11 protein-coding genes are annotated in these 24,855 nt (G+C 69.0%); 8 read left to right on the top strand and 3 right to left on the bottom strand.

From position 1 onward, the window contains the following. Positions 1-3,237, bottom strand: a complete 3,237-nt coding sequence (gene gyrB, locus U0177_RS06820; protein ID WP_409569853.1) for a DNA topoisomerase (ATP-hydrolyzing) subunit B — start codon at positions 3,235-3,237, stop codon at positions 1-3. A 143-nt stretch (positions 3,238-3,380) separates the two neighbouring features. Continuing rightward, positions 3,381-4,403: a hypothetical protein gene (locus tag U0177_RS06815; RefSeq protein ID WP_409569852.1), complete on the bottom strand. Its 1,023-nt coding sequence runs from the start codon at positions 4,401-4,403 to the stop codon at positions 3,381-3,383. A 475-nt stretch (positions 4,404-4,878) separates the two neighbouring features. On the opposite strand from U0177_RS06815, the gene U0177_RS06810 reads away from it, so the two are divergent. From U0177_RS06810 to U0177_RS06775, 8 genes are all read left to right on the top strand, one after another. Continuing rightward, positions 4,879-5,574 (top strand): hypothetical protein, encoded by a 696-nt coding sequence (locus U0177_RS06810; RefSeq protein WP_409569851.1) that lies wholly within the window; start codon positions 4,879-4,881, stop codon positions 5,572-5,574. A 187-nt stretch (positions 5,575-5,761) separates the two neighbouring features. Beyond that, on the top strand, positions 5,762-8,572 hold the full coding sequence (locus U0177_RS06805) for a CHASE3 domain-containing protein (RefSeq protein ID WP_409569850.1): 2,811 nt from the start codon (positions 5,762-5,764) through the stop codon (positions 8,570-8,572). A 20-nt stretch (positions 8,573-8,592) separates the two neighbouring features. Continuing rightward, the gene (locus tag U0177_RS06800; RefSeq protein WP_409569849.1) at positions 8,593-11,247 is read left to right on the top strand and encodes a GAF domain-containing protein; all 2,655 of its coding nucleotides are present in this window, start codon (positions 8,593-8,595) and stop codon (positions 11,245-11,247) included. 7 nt (positions 11,248-11,254) lie between these two features. Then, the gene (locus U0177_RS06795; RefSeq protein WP_409569848.1) at positions 11,255-13,066 is read left to right on the top strand and encodes an McrB family protein; all 1,812 of its coding nucleotides are present in this window, start codon (positions 11,255-11,257) and stop codon (positions 13,064-13,066) included. A gap of 143 nt (positions 13,067-13,209) precedes the next feature. After that, positions 13,210-15,273: a CHAT domain-containing protein gene (locus tag U0177_RS06790; RefSeq protein WP_409569847.1), complete on the top strand. Its 2,064-nt coding sequence runs from the start codon at positions 13,210-13,212 to the stop codon at positions 15,271-15,273. Then, positions 15,270-19,724, top strand: coding sequence for a hypothetical protein (locus tag U0177_RS06785; RefSeq protein WP_409569846.1), 4,455 nt, complete (start codon positions 15,270-15,272; stop codon positions 19,722-19,724). Before U0177_RS06790 ends, U0177_RS06785 begins: the two co-directional genes overlap by 4 nt. Before the next feature lie 215 nt (positions 19,725-19,939). After that, positions 19,940-21,313: an adenylosuccinate lyase gene (gene purB / locus U0177_RS06780; RefSeq protein ID WP_409569952.1), complete on the top strand. Its 1,374-nt coding sequence runs from the start codon at positions 19,940-19,942 to the stop codon at positions 21,311-21,313. 354 nt (positions 21,314-21,667) lie between these two features. Continuing rightward, positions 21,668-23,068: a malic enzyme-like NAD(P)-binding protein gene (locus tag U0177_RS06775; RefSeq protein ID WP_409569845.1), complete on the top strand. Its 1,401-nt coding sequence runs from the start codon at positions 21,668-21,670 to the stop codon at positions 23,066-23,068. A gap of 150 nt (positions 23,069-23,218) precedes the next feature. On the opposite strand, the gene U0177_RS06770 is transcribed toward U0177_RS06775, so the two are convergent. After that, positions 23,219-24,835: an amino acid permease gene (locus U0177_RS06770; RefSeq protein WP_409569844.1), complete on the bottom strand. Its 1,617-nt coding sequence runs from the start codon at positions 24,833-24,835 to the stop codon at positions 23,219-23,221. Between the last annotated feature and the right edge of the window lie 20 nt (positions 24,836-24,855).

Below are 24,855 nucleotides of genomic sequence, written 5' to 3'. Positions count from 1 at the left end.
CTAGATATCGAGGTTGCGCACCTCGAGCGCGTGGGTCTGGATGAAGCGCTTGCGCGGCGGCACCATATCGCCCATCAGCATGGTGAACGTCTCATCGGCCTGCTGGGCGTCTTCGAGCGTCACCTGGCCCATGGTGCGATTCAGCGGGTTCATGGTTGTCTCCCACAGCTGCTCGGCGTTCATCTCGCCCAGGCCCTTGTAGCGCTGGATATGCACCTTTTCGCGCGTCTCCTTCGGCAGCGAATTGAGGTACGCGTCGCGCTCGTTGTCGGAGTAGACGTACTTCATCTCCTTGCCGTGCTTGATGCTAAACAGCGGCGGCTGGGCGATATACAGGTGGCCGTTGGTGATGATCGGGCGCATGTAGCGGAAGAAGAACGTCAGCAGCAGCGTGCGGATGTGGCTGCCGTCGACATCGGCGTCGGTCATGATCACAATGCGGTGGTAGCGCAGCTTGGCCGGGTCGAACTGCTCGCCGACGCTGGCGCCGATCGCGGTGATCAGCGTTTTCACCTCGTTATTCGAGAGCATCTTATCGAGGCGGCTCTTCTCGACGTTGAGGATCTTGCCGCGCAGCGGCAGGATCGCCTGGAAGCGCCGGTCGCGGCCCTGTTTGGCGCTGTTGTGCACAAATACGCCCGAGGCCAGCGCGAAATTGTGCGTGTGCGGCACCTCGATATCGTAGACATCGATCCGCTCATTCAGGCACTCGACCGAGACGATCTTATGGTTGTAGTTCGCCACCGCATCGCGTGCGAGCGAGGCATCGCCGCCAAAGTAGCGCTCGCAGAACGTATCGAAGCGCAGCAGCGACTTATCGTTGGTTTCCCGCCGATGCGCCTGGTACGCGTCGAGATCGATCCGACCCTGCTGTTCACAGCTCTTGAGCGCGGCCAGCGTCTTGCGGTAGTAGGTCTGCGCCAGCGCGGCCCGGCGCTGCGCGCGGAACTCCGGCGTCCACTGCTCGCGGGTCTGCTCGCGCCGCCACTCACGCAGCTCGGCGTTCTGCCACTGAGCCTCGGCCTGCTGCGCCAGGGCCTCGCGAGCCTGCGGATTGTTGGCGAAGTGCGCGCGTACGCGCTCGGCCTGAACCTGCCGATTGGCCTCTTCCGCCCAGTAGGCACGTTGGGCCTGGCCGAGCTGAGCGGCATTCTGCTGGCGATACTCAGCGCTACTAGCGTAGAATGCGCGCCAACGCTCGCCCATAAAAGCTTTATACTCAGCGCTGTTCCACTGCGCGGTGGCCTGCTCCGATAAGAGCTGGCGCGTAGCGGGCTGGCGCATGCGCTCGCTCATTGCGCTACGGAACGTATCGCTCTGCTTGGCCGCGCGGCACTTCTCGATGCTATCGGGGCGGTGTAGCGTACGGCTGGCGTGCTCGCGGTGCAGCGCAAGGTGCGCATCGGCCGGCATGCGGCGCAGGTTCGTCGGGTTATTGTTGTGCTTGTTGAAGTCAATATGGTGGCAGTGATCGCCGTCCGACTCGGCGTAGACGCCATGCCAGCGGTTGTACCAGTCGGCAAGCTGATGCGTAAATAGCCACGCCTCCGAGCGCGGATCCCAGGCCATCTCGTAGCCATCGATCGTAATGCCCGGCGCGCGCTTATCCGACTGCTTGCGATACAGCGGCATGAGCGAATCGGCGCTTGTCAGCTCGGCGGCCGGCTTGTAGCTGCCATCACGCAGCATAAAGCGGTGATCCGGCGTGCAGACCAGTGCCTCGCCATTATCAAGTGTTACGCGCACGACCTCGGCGTTCTGCTTGGTGATACGCGCATTGATGATCCGCTCAATGCCGATCGTGCCATCGTGGCGAATGGTATAGCCAAAGTGCTCAATGCCGGCAGCCTGCTCGGCCACCAGCTGCTCGAAGCTCAGCGCGCGGCCATCGGCCAGCGCAACCTTGGTGTCGCCCGCAAAGCATCCGCCGGCCGAGTCGCCCTCGACGATGTAGATCTCGCAGCGCGCCGGGTTGGTATCCGAGCAGTCGGCGAGCTTGCCGGGCAGCGAGAAGCCCTCCATGGCGCTCTTGCGCGCGGTCTCGCGCACCTTCTGCACGGCCAGGCGCGTGCGCGCGGCCGAGATCGTCTTCTCGATGATCCGCTTGGCATCGCCGGGGTTTTCTTCGAGCCAGGTGTTGAACGCGTCGCCGAACACCGACGACACCGCGCTGGTAGCCTCGGGGCTCACGAGCTTCTCTTTGGTCTGCGAGCTGAACTGCGGATCCTGCAGCTTGACGCTGATCACCGCCGTCAGGCCCTCGCGCACGTCGTCGCCGGTGAGGTTGGCCTCGTTCTCCTTTAGCAGGTTTTTGCTGCGGGCATAGTTATTGACCACGCGGGTGAGCGCGTTGCGGAAGCCCGTGAGGTGCGCGCCGCCGTCGGTGTTGTTGATGTTATTGGCAAATGTGTAGATCGAGTCGGTATCGTAGGCCTCGGTGTACTGCAGCGCCACCTCGACGGCCACGCCATTAACTTCGCGCTCGACATAGAACGGCGTTTTGTGCAGCACGTTCTTTTCTTTGTTGAGGTGGCGCACGTACGAGCGGATGCCGCCCTCGAAGTAGAAGTTGACCTCGTTGCCATCGCGCTCGTCGGCGATATGGAAGCGCAGGCCCTTGGTGAGGTAGGCCATCTCGCGGAAGCGCTGCACCAGCGCGCGGAAGTTGTAGTCGAGGCCATCTTTGAAGATCGTGACGTCGGGCAGAAAGTTGACGCTGGTGCCGCTGCCCTCGGCCGCGCCGATCGGCTTCACCGGGCCGAGCGGCTTGCCGGCCCGGTACTCTTGCATGTGCAGCTTGCCGCCGGTGCGCACGTCGATCCGCATCCACGTCGAAAGCGCGTTCACCACGCTGAGGCCCACGCCGTGCAGGCCCGACGAAACCTTGTACGAGTTCGAGTCGAACTTGCCGCCGGCGTGCAGCACTGTCGCGGCCAGCTCAAGGCCCGACACCTTCTTGACCGGGTGGAGGTCGACCGGGATGCCGCGCCCATTGTCCGCGACAGTCACCGAGCTGTCGGGGTGGAGCACGATATCGATGCGGTCGGCGTAGCCGGCCAGCGCCTCGTCGACCGAATTGTCGACGACTTCGCGGATCATGTGGTGCAGGCCATTGATATCGGTCGGGCCGATGTACATGCCCGGCCGTTTGCGCACCGCCTCGAGCCCCTCCAGCACCTGAATGCGGCTGGCGGTGTAGTCGTTGTTAAGGTTCGCCTTGGTGGTGTCAGTGGTCATGTCGTTTCACTCTTCGCTCAGCTGGCAGCTGGCGGCGCCACAGCGGCGGCCGCGAGCTACCGGCACACTCGTAAAACCAAAGAAATACAGCCCGTTTGAAAAGGGTGGAACGGCTTCTCCCGCCAGGCCAGCCTTTCAGGCAGCTAGGAATTCTCGGCGCGAATGCCCGTCGGCTTGGCGGGCGCGGCCTGCCAGCGCCGCAGCCGCTCGCGGTAGAACGCCATGCGCGCGGCGATCAGGCCACTGCCGATATATGCGCTGCCGACAATCGCGATCAGCACGCCGGCGGTGGAGTTCACCAGCGCGTGCCAGATCACGCCGCTGCCCAGGCTGATCACAAGCGTGATCAGCAGAAAGCCGAGCGTGGCCCACAGGTTGCGCCGCACCACGTTGAAGCTGGTGTAGATCGCGCGCAGCGGGCCAAGCCCGCTGATGACGATCGCCTCGCGCATGAAGCCGATGTAGATGCTGACCCACACGGCCAGCCAGTAGAACACAAACAGCGCCAGCAGCCCGAGCGTCTGGTTCAGGTAGAGCAGCAGCGTCACGAAGAACAGCAGCGGCAGGCCGAGCGCCAGGCCCACGCCGGCGACAATCGCCAGCGCCGCCAGCATCCCCAGGCCGATCTTGGGCGCGCGGCGCAGCGCCATCAGCGGCGACCAGTCGCGCCGAAGCGCGGCGCCGACCTGGCCGAAGAACAGCGCGCTCAGCGCGAGCCCAGCGGCGTTCAGCAGCACAAACGCCAGCAGCGCCCCGCCAATGCTGCCAACCTCGAAGGTGTCGGTGCGCTGCGTATCGATCGGCCGCAGCACCTCGGGCACCGCCGGCATCCCGCCCGTCGCCTCAGCCGAGCCGACGACATACTGGTGCAGCACCGGCACATAGTTCAGCAGCGCCAGCTGCTGCCGCAAGTCGACGCCGCCAGTCGCGAGCAGCTGGTCGTACATCAGCTGGACATCTTCCTGCTCGGAGAGCGCCGGCTGCAGCTGCTTCAGCGCGTTTACGCTGCTGCTGATCAGCGGGCCGAGCGAGAGCTGCGGGCCGAACCAGAAAAACAGGTTCAGCAGAATCGGGATGAGCACGATCCAGGGACGGCGATTGATCGCGGCATAGCCTTCGCTGAGCGAGTCGATCAGCGATGCATTTTGAGGCTTCGTAATCGTCAAAGCGCTTCTCCTTTAACTGGCTTATTATACCATATTTTGGCCTGCTCCGGGCAAGATTACGAACATATGTTCGTTGTTTGGCAGCATTTACGCAAGAACTTACGCAGTTGCGCTGTTCAGCTTCGCGAATCCGTGCCTGTTGCCTGCGGCAGCACGGTACTTTTTGATTCATCGTATGTGCATTTTCCGCGCTCCGCGCAGAAAATGCACACATCCAAAAGGGGTTCGGGGCGGCTTCGCCGCCCGAACTTTCTTGTGCGGCGCCCGGCATGCCGGGCGCCGCACAAGAAAAAGAAAGTAATCAAACGGAGTTAGTATGAGCACGCCAACTGCGTAACTCCTATCCGCTCCAGGCGCCTGCGCGCGGGGGTTTTGGCGGGCCTGCGACCCCCAACGAGCATCCAAACCCCAGCCAGCCGCGAGGAGTGTTATAATGCACTGCCGTACTCACTGTTAGCGCGAGGGACACGACGGCATGCTCACCTACGAGAATTTTGTGGCGGTGCTGCTCACGGCGATCGAACAGACCGAGCTGAATATTGCCTACACCCAAGAGCTGCTCGACACACACGCGCTGGGCCGCAGCCTGAGCATCACCTGCCTGCCGCGCGGCATTGAAGACGACCGCGCGCCGGATGAGCCGCCCTTGCGCGCGGCGATCTCGTTCCGCTGGTCGCCTGAGTTTACGGTATTTTCGCTGCGCGGCGGCCTGCCCGACTCGTTCGACGGCATTGTCGACGAGCGCATCCTGGCCTCGTCGGCCGGGGTCGGGCTCGAGATCGAGGTGACCTACACGCTGCCGCTGGTCACCGAGCCGCTGAGCGACCTAGCGGCGCTGCCGCAGATCGCCCACGCCGTACACGAGCTGTACGCCAGCGCCGCGCCTACCAGCGAAAACCCGATCCGCGTCGACCTGGCGATGTCGTTCCTGCCGGCGCAGGGGCCGCGCGTCAAAGCCATGACCATCCACCAGAGCTGGCCGATCGGCGACGCGCTGTTCGACGCCGACCTGCTCACCGAGATCTTCGAGGATCTGTGCAGCGAGCTGCGCGACGTGCTCGACGCGCTGGCCGAGGTGTACCTGACCGACGAGCGCGAAGCGCAACCGCCCGCACCCGAAACCGATGAGAGCGTCGCCGAGCGGCGCTACCTCAAGCCGCCGGCCGCCTGAGCGCCGGCCCACTCTGCGCCCGCCTGGCTGCGCCGCGCATAATCAGCGGCGCGCGAGCCATCAAAACCTACCGACAGATCATACCTCTTCTGCCCGCCAGCCGGCATTATTCGGGGGCGGCCGAAGGCTATTGCTGGGCGGCCACTTGGCCGCAGGCGACCAGCATGCCACATAAGCGGAACGACCTATGACACAGCCGCAGGTTGGCCAAATTCAGTTCCGGCGCGCGCTCACGCGCGCGTTCGCGCTACCAGTGCTGGCGCTGGCGCTGCTGACGGCGGTGCTGATCTGGCAGCTCAACGCGCTGCTGATCGACACGCGCTGGGTCGACCATACCGACCAGGTGATCGCGCAGGCCCAGACGACGCAGCGCCTGCTGATCGATATGGAGACGGGCGTGCGCGGCTTTCTGCTCACCGGCGAGGCCGATTTCCGCGCGCCCTACGACCAGGCCGCGCCCGCGCTCGACGGCCAGCTCGGCGACCTGGCGCAGCTGGTGGCCGACAACCCGGCGCAGAGCGAGCGGCTGGCGCAGATGCGGCCGCGCATCGACGGCTGGCGCGCATTCGCGGCCAACATCATCGCGCTGCGCAACAGCGGCGGCGACTACATGGCCGCAGTGCGCTCGCGCAGCGGCAAATCGCTGATGGACGGCCTGCGCAGCGACCTCGCCAGCTTTATTGGCACCGAAAAGCAGCTACGCGACCAGCGCTCGGCGCTGGCCCAGCGCTCGGCGCAGATCGTGGTGGGCACCTGCATCGGCCTGGCGCTGCTGCTGGCGCTGGCGCTGGCGCTGCTGACGCGCCGCCAGCTGCTTGAGCTGGACGGCAGCTACCACCGCGCGCTCGCCGAAGCCAACGCGCACAGCGCCGCGCTCGACGAGCAGCGCGAGCGCTTGAGCGTCACGCTTGCCAGCATTGGCGACGCCGTGATCGTGGCCGACCCGGATGGCACCGTCACGTTCATCAACCAGGTGGCGCAGCAGCTCACCGGCCGGCCGGCCGAGCACGCCACGGGCCAGCCGCTCGGCCAGGTGTTCACGATCATCAACGAGGAAACGCGCGCGCCGGCCTTCAACCCATTCGACCGCGTTGTGCGCGAGGGCGTGGTGGTGGGGCTGGCCAACCACACCCTGCTGGTGCGCCCCGACGGCAGCGAGATACCGATCGACGACAGCGCCGCGCCGGTGAAAGACCGGGCCGGCCAGGTGATCGGCGTGGTGCTGGTATTCCGCGATATCAGCGAGCAGAAGCGCGCCGCCGAGGCCACCACCGCGCTGACGCGCCAGGTGGAAAACGAGCGCCGCCGGCTCGACAACGTGATCGCCAATGTGCCCGGCGTGGTGTGGGAGTCGTGGGGGCAGCCCGACGCAGCCAACCAGCGCATCGACTTCGTGAGCGATTATGTCGAGCGCATGCTCGGCTACAGCCGCGAGGCGTGGCTTTCGACGGCGAACTTCTGGCTTACGATCGTGCATCCGGCCGACCGCGAGGGGGCCGCGCGCCGCGCCACCGAAACATTTCAGCGCGGCGAGCCGGGCATCAACCAGTTCCGCTGGGTCGCGCGCGACGGCCGGGTGCTGTGGGTCGAGACGCACTCGGTCACGATCCGCGACGACGCCGGCCGCCCGGCGGGCATGCGCGGCGTGACGCTCGACATCAGCGCGCGCAAGCATGCCGAGGCCGAGCGCGCGCGCGCGGCCGGCCAGCAGCGCTTTCTGCTCGACGCTGGCGCACTGCTGGCGAGCTCGCTCGAGTACGAGCTGACGCTTGACCGGCTGGCGCAGCTGGTGGTGCCGCAGGTCGCCGACTGGTGCGCCGTGCACCTGCTCGACGCCGACGACACGGTGCGGCGGCTGGCGATTGCCCACCGCGACCCGGCCAAGGCCGAGCTGGCGCGCCAGCGCCCCGACCGCTACCCGCTCGACCGCGACGCGCGGCACATGGTGGCAAACGTACTGCGCACCGGCAAGCCCGAGCTGTTCGCCAGCGTTCCCGACGACGTGCTGGTTGCCGCGGCGCGCGATGGCGAGCACCTGGCGCTGCTGCGCAGCCTGGGGTTCAGCGCGTATATGTGCGTGCCGCTGACGGCGCGCGACCGCATGCTTGGCACGATCACAATGGTGCTGGCCGACGCCGATCGCCACTACGACGCCAACGACCTGGACATGGCCGAGCAGCTGGCGGCGCGCGCGGCGATCGCGATCGACAACGCCCGGCTGTACCGCGAGGCGCGCGAGGCGATACGCGCGCGCGACCAGTTTCTGTCGATCGCCTCGCACGAGCTGAAAACGCCGATCACCTCGCTGATCGGCTACACCGACCTGCTGCTGCGCCGCGCCCGCCGCGACGGCAGCCTCTCGGAGCGCGACGAGCGGGCCGTGCGGATCATCGGCGAGCAGGCCGGGCGGCTGAACCGCCTGATCGTGGCGCTGCTCGATCTGTCGCGCATCGAGACCGGCCAGCTCAGCATCGAGCGCGGCGCGGTGGAGCTGAATACGCTCACGCAGCGGCTGATCCAGGAATTTCAGCAAAGCCAGCAGCCGATCCACACGATCACATTCGCGCCCAGCCCGGCCCCGCTGATCGTATTTGGCGACGAGCTACGGCTCGAGCAGGTGATCCAGAACTTGATCCAGAACGCAATTAAATACAGCCCCGACGGCGGCAGCGTGGCGATCGAGCTCGCGCAGCGCGGCGACCACGCCTGCCTGAGCGTGCGCGACCAGGGCATCGGCATCCCGGCATCGGCGATGCCGAACCTGTTCCGCCGTTTCTACCGCGCGCCGAACGTCGAACAGCAGCATATCAGCGGCATGGGCGTAGGGCTGTTTGTGGTGCGCGAGATCGTGCAGCTGCACGGCGGCACGATCGGCGTGGAGAGCGCCGAGGGCCAGGGCAGCACGTTTACCGTCTGCCTGCCGCTCATGGCCGAGCATAGCCAGGCCGATGGCCAGAATGGCGCGCAGCCGGGCGGGCACGCGGCGGAACCGGGCTAGCAGCGAGGATGGAACCGACCATGCACGAAGCCGAGCGACTGTTTGCAGGCGGCGGGGCGGCGGGCGCGCAGATGCGCGCGCTCGATTGGGCTGCTACGCCATTGGGCGCGCCCGAGAGCTGGCCGCCGAGCCTGCGCAGTGCGCTGAGCATCTGCCTGGCGGCGCAGGAGCCGATCGCGATCTTCTGGGGCGCCGCGCTGGTGCTGCTGTGCAACGACGCCTACCGGCCGCTGCTGGACGCGAGCCTGGCAATCGGGCAGAGCCTGAGCGCCACGCCGCTGGCGGCGACGCTGGCGGGTGTGCTGCAGAGCGGCACCGCCGCGCGGCTCGACGACCAGCCGCTGCCCGGCGGGGCGCCCGCGCCGCGCTTTGCCTCGTTCGCGTACACGCCCATCCGCGACGAGCGCGGCGCGGTGGCCGGGGTGCTCGGCACCGCCGCCGACACAACCGCGCGCGTGGTAGGCGCGCGCCGGCTGCGCATCCTGCACGCGCTGGCCATGCAGATCGGCGCGGCCGACAGCGCCGAGGGCGCGTGCGCCAATGCCGCAGCGGTGCTGCAGGCCGGCGCGGCCGACGTGGCGTTCGCCGAGGTCTACCTGCTCGAGGGCGATCCGCCGCAGGCACGGCTGGCCGCGCGCGCCGGCTGCGCGGGCGCCAACGGCTGGCACGACGCGATCGAGCGGGTGATCGCCAGCGGCCAGCCCGAGTACCTAGCCTCGCCCGGCGCCGCCGTGCTGCCGCTGGCCGCGCCGGGGCACCGGCGGCTGGCCGGCGTGCTCGTGGCCGGCACGCGCACAGCGCAGCCACCCGACGACGAGCGCGCCTTCTTCGAGCTGCTGGCCAGCCAGGTGGCCGCAGCGATCGGCGCAGCAATCGCCACCACCGCCGAGCGCCACCGCGCCCTGAGCGAGCAAGCCGCCGACCGTACTATGCGCCTGCAGGCCGTCACCGCCGCGCTGGCCGAGACGCTCACCGCCGAGCAGGTGGCCGATGTCGTGCTGCACCAGGGCGTGGCCGCGCTGGGCGGCTACGCCGGGTCGATCGCGCTGCTGACCGCCAGCCAGAGCGAGCTGGAGATCGTGGGCGCGATTGGCTACGCGCCCGAGCTGCTGCAGCGCTGGGGCCGCTTCGCGATCGACGCGCAGCTGCCGCTGGCCGACGCAGCGCGCACCGGCGAGCTGGTGGCGATCGAGTCGCCCGCGCACTGGAACGCGCGCTACCTGCCCGCGACGCCAACCAGCACGAGCGCGCAGGCCTGGGCCGCCATCCCGCTTGAAGTCGACGGGCGCGTGCTCGGCGCGATGGGCCTGAGCTTCGCGCACGCGCGCGGCTTCAGCCACGACGACCGCGCCTACATGCTGGCGCTGGCACAGCAATGCGCGCAGGCGCTCGACCGGGCGCGGCTGTACGCTGCCGAGCGCCTGGCCCGCGCGCAGGCCGAGGCGGCGCAGGTGCGGCTGGCGTTTCTGGCCGAGGCAAGCCGCCAGCTGGCCTCCTCGCTCGACTACGCCATTACGCTCGAGACGCTGGCGCAGCTGGCGACGCCGACCCTGGGCGACTGGTGCGTGGTCGACCTGATCAGCGACGAGGGCGAAGTGCGGCGCGTGGCCGCGACGCACGCGATCGCCGCAAAGCGGCCGCTGACCGACCAGCTGCTCGAGTTCGCGCCACAGCTTGGCCGCGACACGCCGGTGACGCGCGTGCTGCACACCGGCCAGGCCGTGCTCGAGCCCGATTTCGACGACGAGCAGCTCGCGCGCAACACCAACAACCCACAGCAGCTCGCGCTGCTGCGCGCGCTGGGCGTGCGCTCGCTGCTGATAGTGCCGCTGCGCGTGCGCGAGCAGCCGCTGGGCGCGCTGTCGCTGATGGTGGCCGACTCGAGCTGGTGCCACGGGCCGGCCGACCAGGCGCTGGCCGAAGAGCTGGCCGCGCGCGCCGCGATTGCGCTCGAGAACGCGCTGCTGTACCGCGAAACCCAGGCGGCGGTGCGCGCGCGCGACGAGCTGCTCTCGATCGTCTCGCACGACCTGCAGAACCCGCTCGCGACGATCAAGCTGCAGGCCCAGATGCTCGGCCGCGCCGCCCGGCGCAAGGGCAGCGGCCCGCCGGCCGACCTGGCCGAAGGGCTGGCGCGCATCGACGCCGAGACCACCAGAATGACCACGCTGATCGGCGAGCTGCTGGACATGGCGCGCATCCAGAGCGGCCAAAGCCTCGAGCTGAACCGCCGGCCAACCAACCTGGTGGCGCTGGTGCGCCAGATTGTCGACGCGCGCGCGCCTGCCCCCGCCCACCCGATCCGCGTCGACGCCGAGCAGGCCGAGCTGGTGGCGCTGATCGACGCGCCGCGGATCGAGCGGCTGCTTGGCAACTTGCTCTCGAATGCGGTAAAGTATAGCCCTGGCGGCGGCGACGTGCTGGTGCGCCTGAGCCGCGACGCCGGCTGGGCGCAGCTGAGCGTGCGCGACCACGGGCTGGGCGTTCCGGCCTCCGACCTGCCGTATATTTTCGAGCGCTTCCACCGCGCCAGCAATGTGTCCGGCCGGATCGGCGGCACGGGCATCGGCCTGTGGAGCGCGCGCCGGATCGTCGAGCTGCACGGCGGCACGATTGTGGCCGAGAGCCAGGAGGGCGCCGGCGCGACCTTCACCGTGCGGCTGCCGCTGGATTGAGAAACGCATGGCCAAAAGCGAGCAACCTCAATTTACCGGTTTCAGCGCCGGCGTGCTGGCGGCGCTCGAGGTGCCTGGCGTGAACGAGCGCTGGGCCGCCGTGCAGGAGCGGCTGCACCCGCAGCTGCTGGCGCTGTCCGAGGCGCTGCACGCCGAGGGCGCGGTGCGCTTCCCGCGCGCCTGGCCGCTGTACGAGGTAAGCTTCCGCAGCCTGCGCTATGTCAACCGCGGCCAGCTGCCGCCCCTGCCGCTCGACGCATACCACTTCGCGCTCGACCGGCCGCCGCGCGGCTGCGGCATCGCCGTGACGGTCAGCGGCGACGAGCGGCGGATCATTGTGGCGCTGAACCTGTCGTTTCGCCCGCGCAAGGACGACCTGCGGCGCGTGTGGGAGTCGGGCCGCGCGATCTGGCTGCCGCTGGTCGAGCAGGTGCGCGAGACGCGCTTCGCCGAGCGCAGGGAGGCGCGCAGGCAAGGCGACGCGGAGGCGCGAAAACCGGCTCCGCCACGCGAGCACGGCGCGGCGGCGCCCGCTGCCGCCGCGCCGGCCCAGACCTGGCTGGATCGCTACCTGGCCACGCGCGGCGCAGCCTACCTGCTGGCCGGCTTTGCCTACAGCTGGGACGACCCGCGCGTGGCCCAGCCCGAGTTCGCGCGCCAGATCATCGACGACGTAATGGCGCTGTTCCCGCTGAACGAGGCGATCATGGAGCAGGCCGAAGAGCTCGACCTGTACGACGCGGGCGTGCTGCGCGAGCGGCGCAGCAGCTACACCGGGCCGGCCTTGCCGCCGATCGAGGCGATTGTTGAGCACATCCACAAGCGCGGCTTCGCGATCGCCGACGCGACCATTCGCGCCTACCACGTCGCGCTGCAGACCAAGCCGCTGGTGATCTTGCCGGGCATCTCGGGCACCGGCAAGACGCGCCTGACGCGCCTGTACGCCGACGCGGTGCTGGCGGGCGCACCGCAGCCCGGCGGCGAGAACGATCACTACCTGCTAGTGGCGGTGCAGCCCGACTGGCACAACGCGCGCGACCTGCTGGGCTACTACAACGCGCTCACCGCCAAGTTTCACCCCACGCCGTTTCTGCGCTTCCTGATGCGCGCCGCAGCCGACCCGGCCGCGCCCTACTTTGTGTGCCTCGACGAGATGAACCTGGCGCGCCCCGAGTACTACCTGGCGCCGATCCTCTCGGCGATCGAAACCGAAGACCACCTGCTCGACCTGGGCGCGCCGGGCGCGAGCGTCGAGACGGTGGCCGGCGAGCTGCTGCCCAACCCGTTCCGGCTGCCGCTGAACGTGCGCCTCACCGGCACGGTGAATGTCGACGAGAGCAGCCACACGCTCTCGGACAAGCTGATCGACCGCGCGAACGTGATCGAGCTGACCGATGTCGACCTGGCGGCGTTCCGGCGCTCGTACCGCGAGCCCGTGGACGAAGCGGCCTGGGCGGCGATCGCCCAGATCCACCCGATCGTCGCGCGCGCCGGCCAGCCCTTCGGCTACCGCACGATCGCCGAGATGCTGCGCTATGTCGACCAGGCGCGCGGCATCTTGCCGCCGGCCACCGCGCTCGACCAGCAGATCAAGCAGAAGATCTTGCCGAAGCTGCGCGGCGACGATACGCCGCGCCTGCGCCGCGCGCTCAGCGCGCTGCTCGAGCTGCTGCTGGGCCAGCCGCAGGCTGCCTGGGGCAAGGCCGCCGCCGTCGAGCCCGAGGCGCTGGCCGAGGCGCCGTTCCCCGAGTCGGCCGAGAAAGTGCGGCGCATGCTCGAGCGCCTCGACGCCGAAGGCTTCACCGACTTCTACGGTTAGGGGCCCGGAAAGTCCAGATCATCCCGCCTGGTGGGGTTCGGTGGCAGCTTCGCCGCCACCCGCCACAGCCTCACAATCCGCCAAACAAAAACATCAGGCTCGAGCGTTTAGTTGGATGACCACACCAGACGGATGGCTCGAGCATGAAGATCTACCGCCCGATCGATCTGTATTTTCACCCCATCGACGCGGCGCGCTACAGCGTTACGCTGACGGCGCCGGGCGGCCGGAGCGCCACCAGCGATTTGCAGCTGCCGGCCGACGACGAGTATCGCCAGCTGCTGTCGCGCCTGGCCGACGACTCGGCCGGCCGCGACGACCTGGCGCGTCTGGGGACGCGGTTATACAAGGCGCTGTTCGCCGGCCAGATCGGCGAGGCGCTGCTGGTGTGCCGCGCGCAGCTGCCCGCCGCCGAGCGGCTGTGCCTGCGCCTGCACATGGATGTCGAGCGCGCGCCCACGCTGGCCGCCGTGCCGTGGGAATTTCTGTTCGCGCCCGACGACCCGCTACCGCTGGTGCTGAAAGACATCCCGATCGTGCGCTGCGTGCGCCAGCCGGCCGAGCCCGGCCTGCCGCCGGCCCGCCCGCTGCGCGTGCTGCTCAGCGCCGCCACGAATGTTCAGCCCGCCACCCGCGCCGAGCGCGAGCTGGCGGCGATCGCCGAGGCGCTGCGCGACCTGGACGGCCAGGTCGGCCTGACGATCGACCCGCACCTGACCAAAGAGCGCCTGCTCGACCACCTCCGCCACGACGTGCACATCTGGCACTTTGTGGGGCACGGCGGCGTGGCCGCCGACGGCGGGCAGCTGCTGTTTGAAGATGCTACCAGCCCCGGCCAGGCCGAGCCCATCCCGGCGCACTGGCTCATGACGGCGCTGGCGGCGGCGCGGCCCGCGCTGGTGGTGCTTGAGGCCTGCGAAAGCGGCCGGATCGTGGCCGAGCACCCGATCTGGAGCATGGCCCCGGCGCTGGCCTACGAGGCCGTGCCGGCCGTGGTGGCCATGCAGCTGCCGGTGGCGGCCGAGGCCGCGCAGGCGTTTGCCGCCGAGTTTTACAAAGAGCTTGCCAGCGGCCAGGTTGTTGAGGCCTGCGTCAATGCCGGCCGGCGCGCGCTGGTGCTCCAGACACGCTCGCTCCAGCCCGACTGGGGCATCCCGGTGGTGTATACGCGCGGCGAGCAGGCCACCCCCGCGGCCGGCGTCGGGCGCCCGGCCGACCCGGTGGCGCGCGGGTTTCGCGCGCTGGTCGAGCTGCTCGGCGACGCCAGGGTGCGCGCGATCGCCACGGCCGTATTCAGCTCGCGCAGTACCGTGCAGCTGGTGCGGCGGCAGATCGGCGAGCTGGCCGAGTATAAGAAGCTGCACGACCTGCTGCACGAAATGCAGGACAGCTTCAACACCATCGCCGCCGACCGCGACCGGCTAGGCACCGATCCGCACGCCTGGGCCGAGCTGGCGCGCAATGAGCCCGACCTGTACAGCCGCATCGGCGCGATCACCGACGCCGTGGCCCGCGGCATTGCGGCGCGCGGGCGCGCGCCACGGCTGGCGCGGCTGGGCGAAGCGCGCAGCCTGCTGCGCGCGGCCATCCGCGAGCGCAACCAGCCGCGCTTCGAACAGGCCACCGAGAGCATACGCGCGCTGCTGGAAAGCGAGCCCTACCGCATCAACATCAGCCTGGTGCAGCAGGCGCGCGGACTCGTGCTTGGGCAGCTCACCGACGCGCTGGCGGCGATCGGCCAGCACCGCTCCGAGCTATCGCTCGACGCGGCCGGCGGCCGGCTGCTCGACGAGTTTCAACATGGCCTCGCCGAGCTCACCCAGATCGACGCGCGACTGGCCGAGCTGGTGCACGACCACGACATGTTTCAAGAGCTCGACCTGGAGCTGCGCCGCGCCGAGGCCGAGGCGCGCCGCGACCTGGCCGCGCTGGCCGCCAGCTGGAATGAGCGCCTTCGCGCCATGAGCTGCGAAGTGTGCGCCGGCCGCGCCGCGCCCTGGGCGCCCGAGCTGCGCGGCTGCACCGACGACCTCGACCAGGCGCTCGCCGGCGGCGACAGCTACCTGATCACGATTATGTTCGAGCGGCAGCGCTCGCAGATCGACCAGATCTTCAACCGCACCGACAAAGACATCAACGATATCTGCCAGCGCCTGACCGATATCGGTCGCGAGATCGACCGCCTGCTGGAGCAGATAACCCAATGAGCACACCCCAGCTATCACCCACACCCGGCCCGGCGCGCTTTGCGACGCTCGACCAGCTGCGCGCGGCCCACGCGGTTCTGCTCGCGCAGCGCGAAGCTCAGGCCGGAAGCCCGGCGTTTCTCGACGCCGTGGCCGCGTTTATCGAGTGCGCCGCCCGCACCGGGCAGCTGCTGTACGATACCGCCGACCGCCGCACCGCCCAAAGCCTGCTGACCTACTGGTCGAACCTGCTGTATCGTGCCGGCCGCGAGCCGCCCGGCGCGCTGCTTGCGCTGTTCGACGAGCGCCTGGCGCCAACCCTCGACGACGCGCTGTGCCCGTACATTGGCCTTGAGCCATTCGACGAGCGCCAGAAAGATCGCTTTTTCGGCCGCCAGGCGCTGGTGGCCGAGCTGGCCCAGCGCCTCGGCCAGCGCCGGTTCGTGGCGGTGGTAGGCGCGTCGGGCAGCGGCAAATCGTCGCTGGTGCGCGCTGGCCTGCTGCCCGCGCTGCGCGCCGGGGCCCTGCCCGGCAGCGCCGGCTGGCGCTACCTCCCGCCGATCGTGCCCGGATCGAGCCCGCTCGCCAGCCTGGCGCACCTGCTTTGCCCGCCGCGCGCCGACACAAACAGCTGGGAGCAGCGGCGCGTGAACGACTTCCTGCGCGACGACGGGCACCTGGCCGCGCTGATCGGCCGGCTGCGGCCCATCCCAACCATCCTGGTGATCGACCAGTTCGAAGAGCTGTTTACGCTGGTGGACGACCGGCGCGAAATCCGCGCCTTTGCCGCGAACCTGGCCCGGCTGGCCGAAGCCCCCGGCCCGCGCCACAGCGTGATCGTAACCATGCGCGAAGAGTTCGTGGCGCGGATCGGCGAGGTTCCGCAGCTCGAAAGCCTGTTCCCGGCCGGCCGCGTGCAGGTGACGGGCCTGCTGCGCGCCGAGCTGCGCGAGGCGATCGTCAACCCCGCCCGCCAGGTTGGCCTGGTCTTCGACGCCGGCGTGGTCGACCGGCTCGTCGACGACCTGGCCGGCGACCCGGCCGTGCTGCCGCTGCTCCAGTTCACGCTGCTGCAGCTGTGGAAGCACCGCCGCCGCAACCGCATCGCCATGGAGGTGTACCACCAGATTGGCGAAAGCGGAAAAGCGCTTGAGCAGGCCGCCGACGCCTTTTACGAAGGCCAGGCGCTTGAGCAGAACCGCGAAACGATCAAGCGCATCCTGCTGCGCCTGGTCGAGGTGCGCCAGCTCGGCGAGATCACCAGCCGCCGCATCCGCCGCGACACGCTCTACAGCCTCCCGCACGACCGCGGCCGGGTCGACCGGATGCTGGCGGCGCTCGTCGGCGCCGGCCTGGTGCGCCTGGCGCACGGCCGCACCCCCGCCGACGACCAGGTCGAGCTTGCTCACGAGGCGCTGATCCGCAACTGGCAGCGGCTGCGCGATTGGCTCGAAGAAGAGCGTGACCGCCTGCGCGAGCGCCAGCGCCTGACCTCGGCCGCCGAGCAGTGGAAAAAGCTGAACCGCCGCGACGAGGGCGCGCTGTGGGTCAGCCGCGATCTGCTGCAGACCACGCGCGGCTACGCCGACCTCAGCCCGCTTGAGCAGGAGTTCATCGCCGCGAGCGAGGCGGCGATCGCCGCCAGAGAAGAGGGCAGCCGGCGCGAGCTTGAGGAGGCCCGCCAGCTGGCCGAGGAGCGCGCGCAAACCAACCGGCGGCTGCGCCGCCAGCAGGGCCTGCTGGTGGCCGCCGTGCTGCTGGCGGTGTTCGCCGCAGCTGTGGCGATCCAGCAGTACATTCTGGCCGAGCGCCGCCGCGAGCAGGCCGACCGCGCACGCCAGCAGGTAGCGGCGCAGGCGCTGGTGCTGAAGATGCAGTCGTTCCGCAGCAGCCGCAACTTGTTTCTGCGCGCGGCGATCTGGCTGGCCGAGCACGAGCAGGGCGACACCGGGCAGGCCGCCGCCGACGATAGCGCCCGGCTGGCCTACCAGGATCTGCTGCAGCAGGCCGTGCAGCTGTACGTCCCCGGCATGCCGCACAGCGGCCTTCAAGCGGTGGCCTGGAGCCCCGACGGCCGCCAGATCGCCACAACCGGCGGCGACCGCCTCGTGCGCTTCTGGGATGCTGCCGACCTATGGCAGCCCAAACCGCTGCTGGCGCTCACCCGGGCCGTCACAAGCACGCAGCTCCTGTGGGGCCAGCGCGACCCGGAGCAGCTTCTCGCCGCCGACAGCGACGGCAGCGCGCGGCTGCTCAGCCGCGCCACCGGCGCGACGCTGGCCGCATTTCAGCACGACACCGCCGGCCGCAACCCGATCCGCCTGCTGGCCTGGAGCCCCGACGAGCGCATGCTGCTCACCGGCGGCGTCGACCGGGCGCGCGTGGCCGACAACCAGCCGCCGCGCGACCAGGACACCGTGAAGCTGTGGGACGCGCGGCGCGATCAGGCCGGCGCTCAGCCGGCCGGCCGGCCGCTCTGCACCTGGAACAGCTACAACGAGCCGATCTCGGCGCTGGCCTGGTCGCCCGACGCGACGCTGGTGCTGATCGCCGCGCAGGAAAAGCTAGAAGTGTACTGGGCCAACGCCGAGTGCCAGCTCAAACAGCGCCAAACGCTCGACGGCCCGGTGCGCGCGGCGGCCTGGAGCCCCAACGGCGACTGGCTGCTGCTGGCGGTGAACCGCCAGGCGCGGATCTTGCGCGTGCGCGACGGCGTGCTCGACGCGCAGCCGGCCGCGCTGCTGATCGGCCACACCGACACCATCGGCGCGCTGGCTTGGTCGCCCGACGGCAAGAGCGTCGTTTCCATGGGCGCCGACCGGACGGTGCGCGTATGGGACGTAGCGGCGCTGCAATCGCAGGCGAGCGACCAGGGCACGGCGATCTCGATCCGCCAGATCTCCGAGCTGCGCGGCGAGTGGGAGCAGCTGATCGGCGTGGCGTGGCGCCCCGATAGCCAGGCGCTGCTGGTGGCCGGCGCCGAAAAGCGTGTGTCCGACATCACCGGCGAAACCGACGCCCAGGCGCGCGCCTACTTCGTCGACCACTTCGACGAGGTGCTGCAGATCGCGCAGCGCCAGGCGCCGCCCACCGCCTCGCAAAAGCTGCTCGACTCCGAAGAGGAAGCCCTGATCGAGGCAATGGCTCAGGAGGCCCAGCGGTCGGCCGGCCAGGTGGCCAGCGCTACCGGCCTCACGCCGCGCGACACGTCTACCAACCTGCCTATCCCAACCGCTACCAGCCTGCCTATGCCAACCGCCGGCACAATCGGCCCGCCGACCCATACCGGCAGCAGCACGCAGCTGGCTATGCATACCCAGGTACCGGCGCCGCCCACTTCTGCGCCGACCACTGCTACGCAACCGGCGCCCGAGCCGCCCATTGCTACGGAACCGGCGCCCGAGCCGACGCTGCTGCCAAGCGCGACACCTGCGTCGCCGGTGGCGGCGGCCGTGCCCGGCACGCTGCTGCGCGAGCTACGCGGGCACGCCGACTTCGTGCTCGAGGCACGATTCAGCCCCGATGGCGAGCTGCTCGCCTCGGCCAGCAAAGATGGCACCGCTATGGTGTGGAACCTGGCCGATGGCACGGTGAAGTATGTGCTACGCCACGGCGCGCGCGTAAACAGCGTGGCCTTCAACCGCGACGGCAGCCTTCTCGCAACCACCAGCGACGACCAGAAGGGCCGGCTGTGGAGCATGCGCGACGGCCACCTGATCGCGGAGCTGCCCCACGACGAGCGCGCCAACAACGCCGAGTTCAACCCCGCCGGCGACATGCTCGTCACCGCCAGCCGCGACAACACCGCCAAAGTGTGGCGCGCGAGCGACGGCGCGCTGGTATGCACGCTGCCGCACGCCCGCCAGGTGTTCACCGCGCTGTTCAGCCCCGACGGCAGCCGAGTGGTGACGGCGGTTGGAGACGGCACGGCGCGGATCTGGCAAGTCAGCGCGAATGGCTGCGACACACAGCCGGCGATCACGCTCAGCGGCCACGGCGACTCGGTGCTGAGCGCGCGCTTCAGCGCCGACGGCCAGTTCTTGATCACCGCCAGCGTCGACACCACCGCGCGGATCTGGAATGCCCACACTGGCCAGCAGCTGGTCGTGCTGCGCGGCCACACCGGCTGGGTGCGCAAGCCCTCGTTCAGCCCCGACGGCAGCCTGGCGCTCACCGCCAGCGACGATGGTACGGCGCGGATCTGGCGGGTTGCCGACGGCTCGTCGCTGGCCGTGCTCAGGCACGACGCCGAGGTATCCTCGGCGCGCTTCAGCAACGATGGCCGCTATGTCGTCACCGCCAGCGCCGACCGGAGCGTCCGCCTATGGGACGCCCAGAAAGGCCAGCTGGTGGCCGACATGCGCGGCCACACCGATCCGGTGGTGTCGGCCGAGTTCAGCGACGACGGCAGCATACTCGCGAGCGCCAGCCTCGACGGCACGGTGCGCATTTGGCGGGCCGCGTCGCCGTAGGCGCCACGCCAGCGCGCGCACCTGCCGCGCGGCATGTGCTATCATGACAACTCGGTTTGATCACTGTCTTTTTGGTATGCCCTGCCCGGCAAAGCCGGGCAGGGCATACCAAAAAGAAATTTCGGGGGCGGCAATGCCACCCCCGAACCCCTGCCATACAGCACGCGATCAGCCGAATTTGGTATCATAGGCCGAAGCCAGCTTAGCGGGAGCATATCACCGTGGATCGACTAACGACCCTTTCGCCGCTCGACGGGCGCTACCAGCCCGACGTGGCCGCGCTCGAGGCATATTTCAGCGAGGCGGCGCTGTTCCGCTACCGCGCGCGCGTCGAGATCGAATACCTGATCTTCCTCACCAAAGCGCGCGACGTGACGTTCGTGCCCAAGCTAGGCGCCCAGGCGGTCGGCGAGCTGCGCGGCCTGTACCGCGCATTCAGCCCCGACGATGCCGCCGCCGTGGCCGAGTGGGATCGCAAGGTCAACCACGATGTCAAGGCCGTGGAATACTGGCTGCGCGCCCAGATGGAGAAGCTCGGCCTGGCCGAGTGGAAAGAGGCAGTGCACTTCGCGCTGACGTCGGAAGACGTGAATAACCTGGCCTACGCGCTCATGCTGCGCGAGGCGCGCGACCTGGTGCTGCTGCCGGCGCTGAACGACCTGGGCGCGCAGCTGCACGACCTTGCGCTGGCCGAGGCGGCCACGCCCATGCCCGCGCGCACCCACGGCCAGCCCGCCACGCCAACTACGCTCGGCAAAGAGCTGGCCGTGTTCGTGGCCCGGCTGCGCCGCGCCCACACCACGCTGGCGCACGTTCAGCTCACCGGCAAGCTCAACGGCGCTACCGGCACGCTGGCCGCCCAAGCCGCCGCGCTTCCAAAGCTCGACTGGCTGGCGTTCAGCCGCGCCTTTGTGCGCACGCTCGACCTCGAGCCGCTGCTGCTGACGACGCAGATCGAGCCGCACGACAGCCTGGCCGAGCTGTTCGACGCGCTCAAGCGCCTGAACACGGTGCTGATCGATCTATCGCAGGATCTGTGGCGCTATATCAGCGATGGCTACCTGGTGCAGGCGCCCAAGCCCGGCGAGGTAGGGTCGTCGACTATGCCGCACAAGGTCAACCCGATCGACTTCGAGAACGCCGAGGGCAACCTGGGCCTGGCGAACGCGCTGCTCGAATTCTTCAGCCGCAAGCTGCCGGTGTCGCGCCTGCAGCGCGACCTTTCCGACAGCACGGTGCTGCGCAATATCGGCGTTGCGCTCGGCCACAGCCTGTTCGCCTACCGCCGGCTCGGCCGCGGCCTCGGCAAGCTCGCCCCCGACCGCGAGCGCATGCTGGCCGAGCTGCAATCGCACCCCGAGGTGCTGGCCGAGGCCGTGCAGACGATCCTGCGCCGCGAGGGCTACCCCGAGCCATACGAGCTGCTCAAGCGGCTTACGCGCGGCCGCGCGCTCACCCTCGCCGACCTGCGCGCCTTTGTCGAGACGCTCGACATCGCCGACGCCGTGAAGGACGAGCTGCGCGCGCTGGCGCCCGAGAGCTACACCGGCCTGGCCGATAAGCTCGCGCGATCGATCATCAAACGTTAGCACCGGCGCGATCACCACTCGGGCGCCACGGGGCGCGCCCGTATGCCTTCGGGGATCAACTGGGCCAAAAAAATCGCGCCCGTGCATGGCCGCGAATAGGACTTCAGAACTATATACGGCAGCACACTGGTACCGGTGCCAGTCTACTCTTATGGCCTATTCCCATCCTGCCAGGCCCATGCTACAGTATTCGTGGCGCCCTGGTCTGAAGAGTTGTGGTCACCACCAGCACGTGATGGTCGGCCACCCACCCTTCTAGCCAGGGCGTGGCTCGTTGGCAGGCCCACCGGAATGTAACCCGCTCGCGGTACGCTAGCCAGAAGAACCGCCATCAGAAGAAGTCGAGGTCATGCCATGATCGCCTACACCATCACCCTGCGCTGCCGCATCGCCAACCGCACCGGGATGCTCGGGCGGCTCACCACCGCGATCGGCGAGAACGGCGGCGACATCGGCGCCATCGACATTGTGCGCGCCGAGCGCGACGTGATCGTGCGCGATATTTCGGTGCGCGTGCAGAACGACGAGCACGGCGACCGGCTGGTGGCGGCAATCAACCAGCTGCCCGGCGTCGAGGTGCTGCAGTCGAGCGACCGGGTGTTTCTGGCGCACCTGGGCGGCAAGCTGGCGATCCAGAGCCGCGTGCCGCTCAAGACGCGCGACGACCTCTCGATGGTATACACGCCCGGCGTGGCGCGCGTGTGCCAGCGCATCGCCGAGCAGCCCGAGGCGGCGCACTCACTCACGATCAAGCGCAACAGCCTGGCGGTGGTGAGCGACGGCAGCGCGGTGCTCGGGCTGGGCAACCTGGGCGCGGCCGCGGCGCTGCCGGTGATGGAGGGCAAGGCTATCCTGTTCAAAGAGCTGGCCGATATCGACGCCTTCCCGCTGTGCCTGGCCGGCCAGGACGCCGACACAATCGTCGCCACCGTCGAGCAGATCGCGCCGGTGTTCGGCGCGATCAACCTCGAAGACATCGCCGCGCCGAAGTGCTTCGTGGTCGAGGATCGGCTGCGCGCCAGCCTGGACATCCCGGTGATGCACGACGACCAGCACGGCACCGCCGTGGTGGCGCTAGCGGCGCTGCGCAACGCGCTGCGGATCGTCGGCAAGCGCCTGGAGGCCGCGCGCGTGGTGGTGAACGGCGTTGGCGCGGCCGGCACCGCGATCATCCTGAACCTGCTGGCGGCGGGCGTGGGCGAGGTGCTGGCCTGCGACCTGCGCGGGATTCTGCGGCGCGACGACGTGGCCGGTCTGCCGCCCATGCAGCGGCGCGTGGCCGAGGCCACCAACCGCGAGCTGCGCTCGGGCGGGCTGCGCGAGGCGCTAGCCGGCGCCGACGTGTTTATCGGCGTCTCGACCGGCAACATCCTCACGCCCGAGCTGGTGCGCCTGATGGCGCCCGACTCGATCGTGTTCGCGCTGGCCAACCCCATCCCCGAGGGCGACCCTGAGCAGCTGCGCGATGTGGCGCGGATCGTGGCCACCGGCCGGTCGGACTACCCGAACCAGATCAACAATGTGCTGAGCTTCCCCGGCATCTTTCGCGGCGCGCTCGACGCGCGGGCGCGGGCGATCACGCCGGGCATGCGCCTGGCCGCCGCCGAGGCGCTCGCGGCGGTGATCGCGCCCGATGAGCTGAGCGAGGAGTATATTATTCCCAGCGTGTTCAACCGCGCGATCGTGCCGGCGATCGCCGCGGCTGTGGCGCACGCCGCCACCGAAGAGGGCGTGGCGCGGCGCGAAACGATCTAGCGTGCCACCTTGCCATACCAACTCCGTTTGATTACTTGTGTTTTCTTGTGCGGCGCCCGGCTTTGCCGGGCGCCGCACAAGAAAAGAAATTCGGGGGCGGCAAAGCCGCCCCCGAACCCCCAGCATAAAGCAGCGGTTTTTCCGCTCCGGCTACGAGGCGGCCTCGCGCTCGCGCAGCGGCGTGGACTCCTGGCCCTGGCGCAGGCGCTCTTCGATCGCGGCGATCTCGGCCTGGCGCGCGAGGATCTTCTCGCCGGTGGGCGGCCCCTCGAAGCGCCTGCGCTCGAACGCAAACCAGATCACCACCATCACCACCGCCAGCGCCGCGCCCACATACAGCACCTTCTCGTTCGGCGGCTGGAAGCCGACCCACGCCAGGATCAGGCCGCCGATGATCGCCAGCAGCGCCACCGGCCGCGAGAACGCGCCCAGGTTAAACGGCCCCTTGTGCTTCCAGCTGCGGCCCTCGGCCAGCAGCCCGGCCGCGATCGGCATGGCGTACGAGAGGTACAGAAACACCGCGCAGCCGGCCGCCAGCACCGTGAAGGCCGGGGCGTACAGCGTGCCGATCACCGTCAGCGCCGCGCCAACCCAGATCGCCACCACCGGGGTGCGGTACACCGCGCTTACCGTCTTCAGCGCGTTCGAGCCGGGCAGGCCGCCGTCGCGCGCAAACGCGTAGGTCATACGCGAGAGCGACGTAAGGCCGGCCAGCGCGCATAGGTAGTTCGAGAGCACAATGCCGACGCTGATCAGCGCGCGCAGGAAGCCGGGCATGGCCGAGTTGCCGAGCAGCCAGTAGAACACATTCGCGCCCTGCCCCGCGCCCTCGTCGAGGCTCGGCATCGCCAGCACCAGCGCGCAGACCATGACATAGCCAAACAGGCCCGACCAGAACACCGCCTGGATCATGCCGCGCGGCACGATCCGCGCCGCGTCGCGCGTCTCTTCCGAGGTATGCGCCGAGGCGTCGAAGCCGGTGATCGTATAGCACACCAGCAGCAGGCCCAGCAGAAACGCCTTGAACAGGCTATCGGTCGCCGGCCACACGCCCGCGCCGGGGTCGCCGGTGTAGTTCGTGAACGTGAACAGCCGGCCGAAATCGAGGCTCGGCGCGAACGCCAGCAGCGCCAGCGTCAGCACGATCGCCGTCGCGAAGATCAGGTAGCCGCTGAAATCGGTAAGCAGCGTCGTCACGCGGATGCCGAAGTGGTTGAACAGCGCCTGGGTCACCACGATCAGCGTGACGATCACAAACTGCGGGATGCTGAACGTGGTGCCCAGCAGGTCGATATTGCCAACCTGGGTCAGGTCGACGCCGAACCACGGCCCGAGGATCAGGCCGTTCAGCAGGAAGAACAGGCCCACATCGACCGACGCGACAACGAATACCAGGCCGAGCAGGTTGTACCAGGCGGTGGCCCAGCCCCAGCCCTTGCCGCCGAGGATCGAGCTCCAGTGGTACAGGCCGCCTGCGGTGGGGTAGGCCGAGGCGATCTGTGCCATCGCCAGCGCGACAATCAGCGCGAACAGGGCGCCAACCGGCCAGCCGATGCCGATCGCGCCGCCGCCCGCGGCGTTGAAGCCAGTCTGAAAGGCGGTAAGGCCGCCCGCGACAATGCAGATGATCGCGAACGAGATCGCGAAGTTCGAGAAGCCGCTCATGCGCCGCAGCAGCTCCTGGGCATAGCCCATGCTATGCAGCTCCCTGACATCCGCATCGTGGTCGTGGCCGTGCCCGCTCGGATGATTTCGATTGGTCGACATTCGGATGTTCCTCCTCTTGT

The sequence above is a fragment of the Kouleothrix sp. genome (assembly GCF_046328425.1).
GTDB lineage: Bacteria > Chloroflexota > Chloroflexia > Chloroflexales > Roseiflexaceae > Kouleothrix.
This window is presented reverse-complemented; position numbering and strand designations above follow the sequence as displayed.

Bases quoted from the DNA above. Each gene is read 5' to 3' on its own strand.
- U0177_RS06790 (WP_409569847.1), top strand. From the start codon at position 13,210: ATGAAGATCTACCGCCCGATCGATCTGTATTTTCACCCCATCGACGCG.
- U0177_RS06805 (WP_409569850.1), top strand. From the start codon at position 5,762: ATGACACAGCCGCAGGTTGGCCAAATTCAGTTCCGGCGCGCGCTCACG.
- U0177_RS06795 (WP_409569848.1), top strand. From the start codon at position 11,255: ATGGCCAAAAGCGAGCAACCTCAATTTACCGGTTTCAGCGCCGGCGTG.
- gyrB (WP_409569853.1), bottom strand. From the start codon at position 3,237: ATGACCACTGACACCACCAAGGCGAACCTTAACAACGACTACACCGCC.
- U0177_RS06785 (WP_409569846.1), top strand. From the start codon at position 15,270: ATGAGCACACCCCAGCTATCACCCACACCCGGCCCGGCGCGCTTTGCG.
- U0177_RS06770 (WP_409569844.1), bottom strand. From the start codon at position 24,835: ATGTCGACCAATCGAAATCATCCGAGCGGGCACGGCCACGACCACGAT.
- U0177_RS06810 (WP_409569851.1), top strand. From the start codon at position 4,879: ATGCTCACCTACGAGAATTTTGTGGCGGTGCTGCTCACGGCGATCGAA.
- U0177_RS06800 (WP_409569849.1), top strand. From the start codon at position 8,593: ATGCACGAAGCCGAGCGACTGTTTGCAGGCGGCGGGGCGGCGGGCGCG.
- U0177_RS06775 (WP_409569845.1), top strand. From the start codon at position 21,668: ATGATCGCCTACACCATCACCCTGCGCTGCCGCATCGCCAACCGCACC.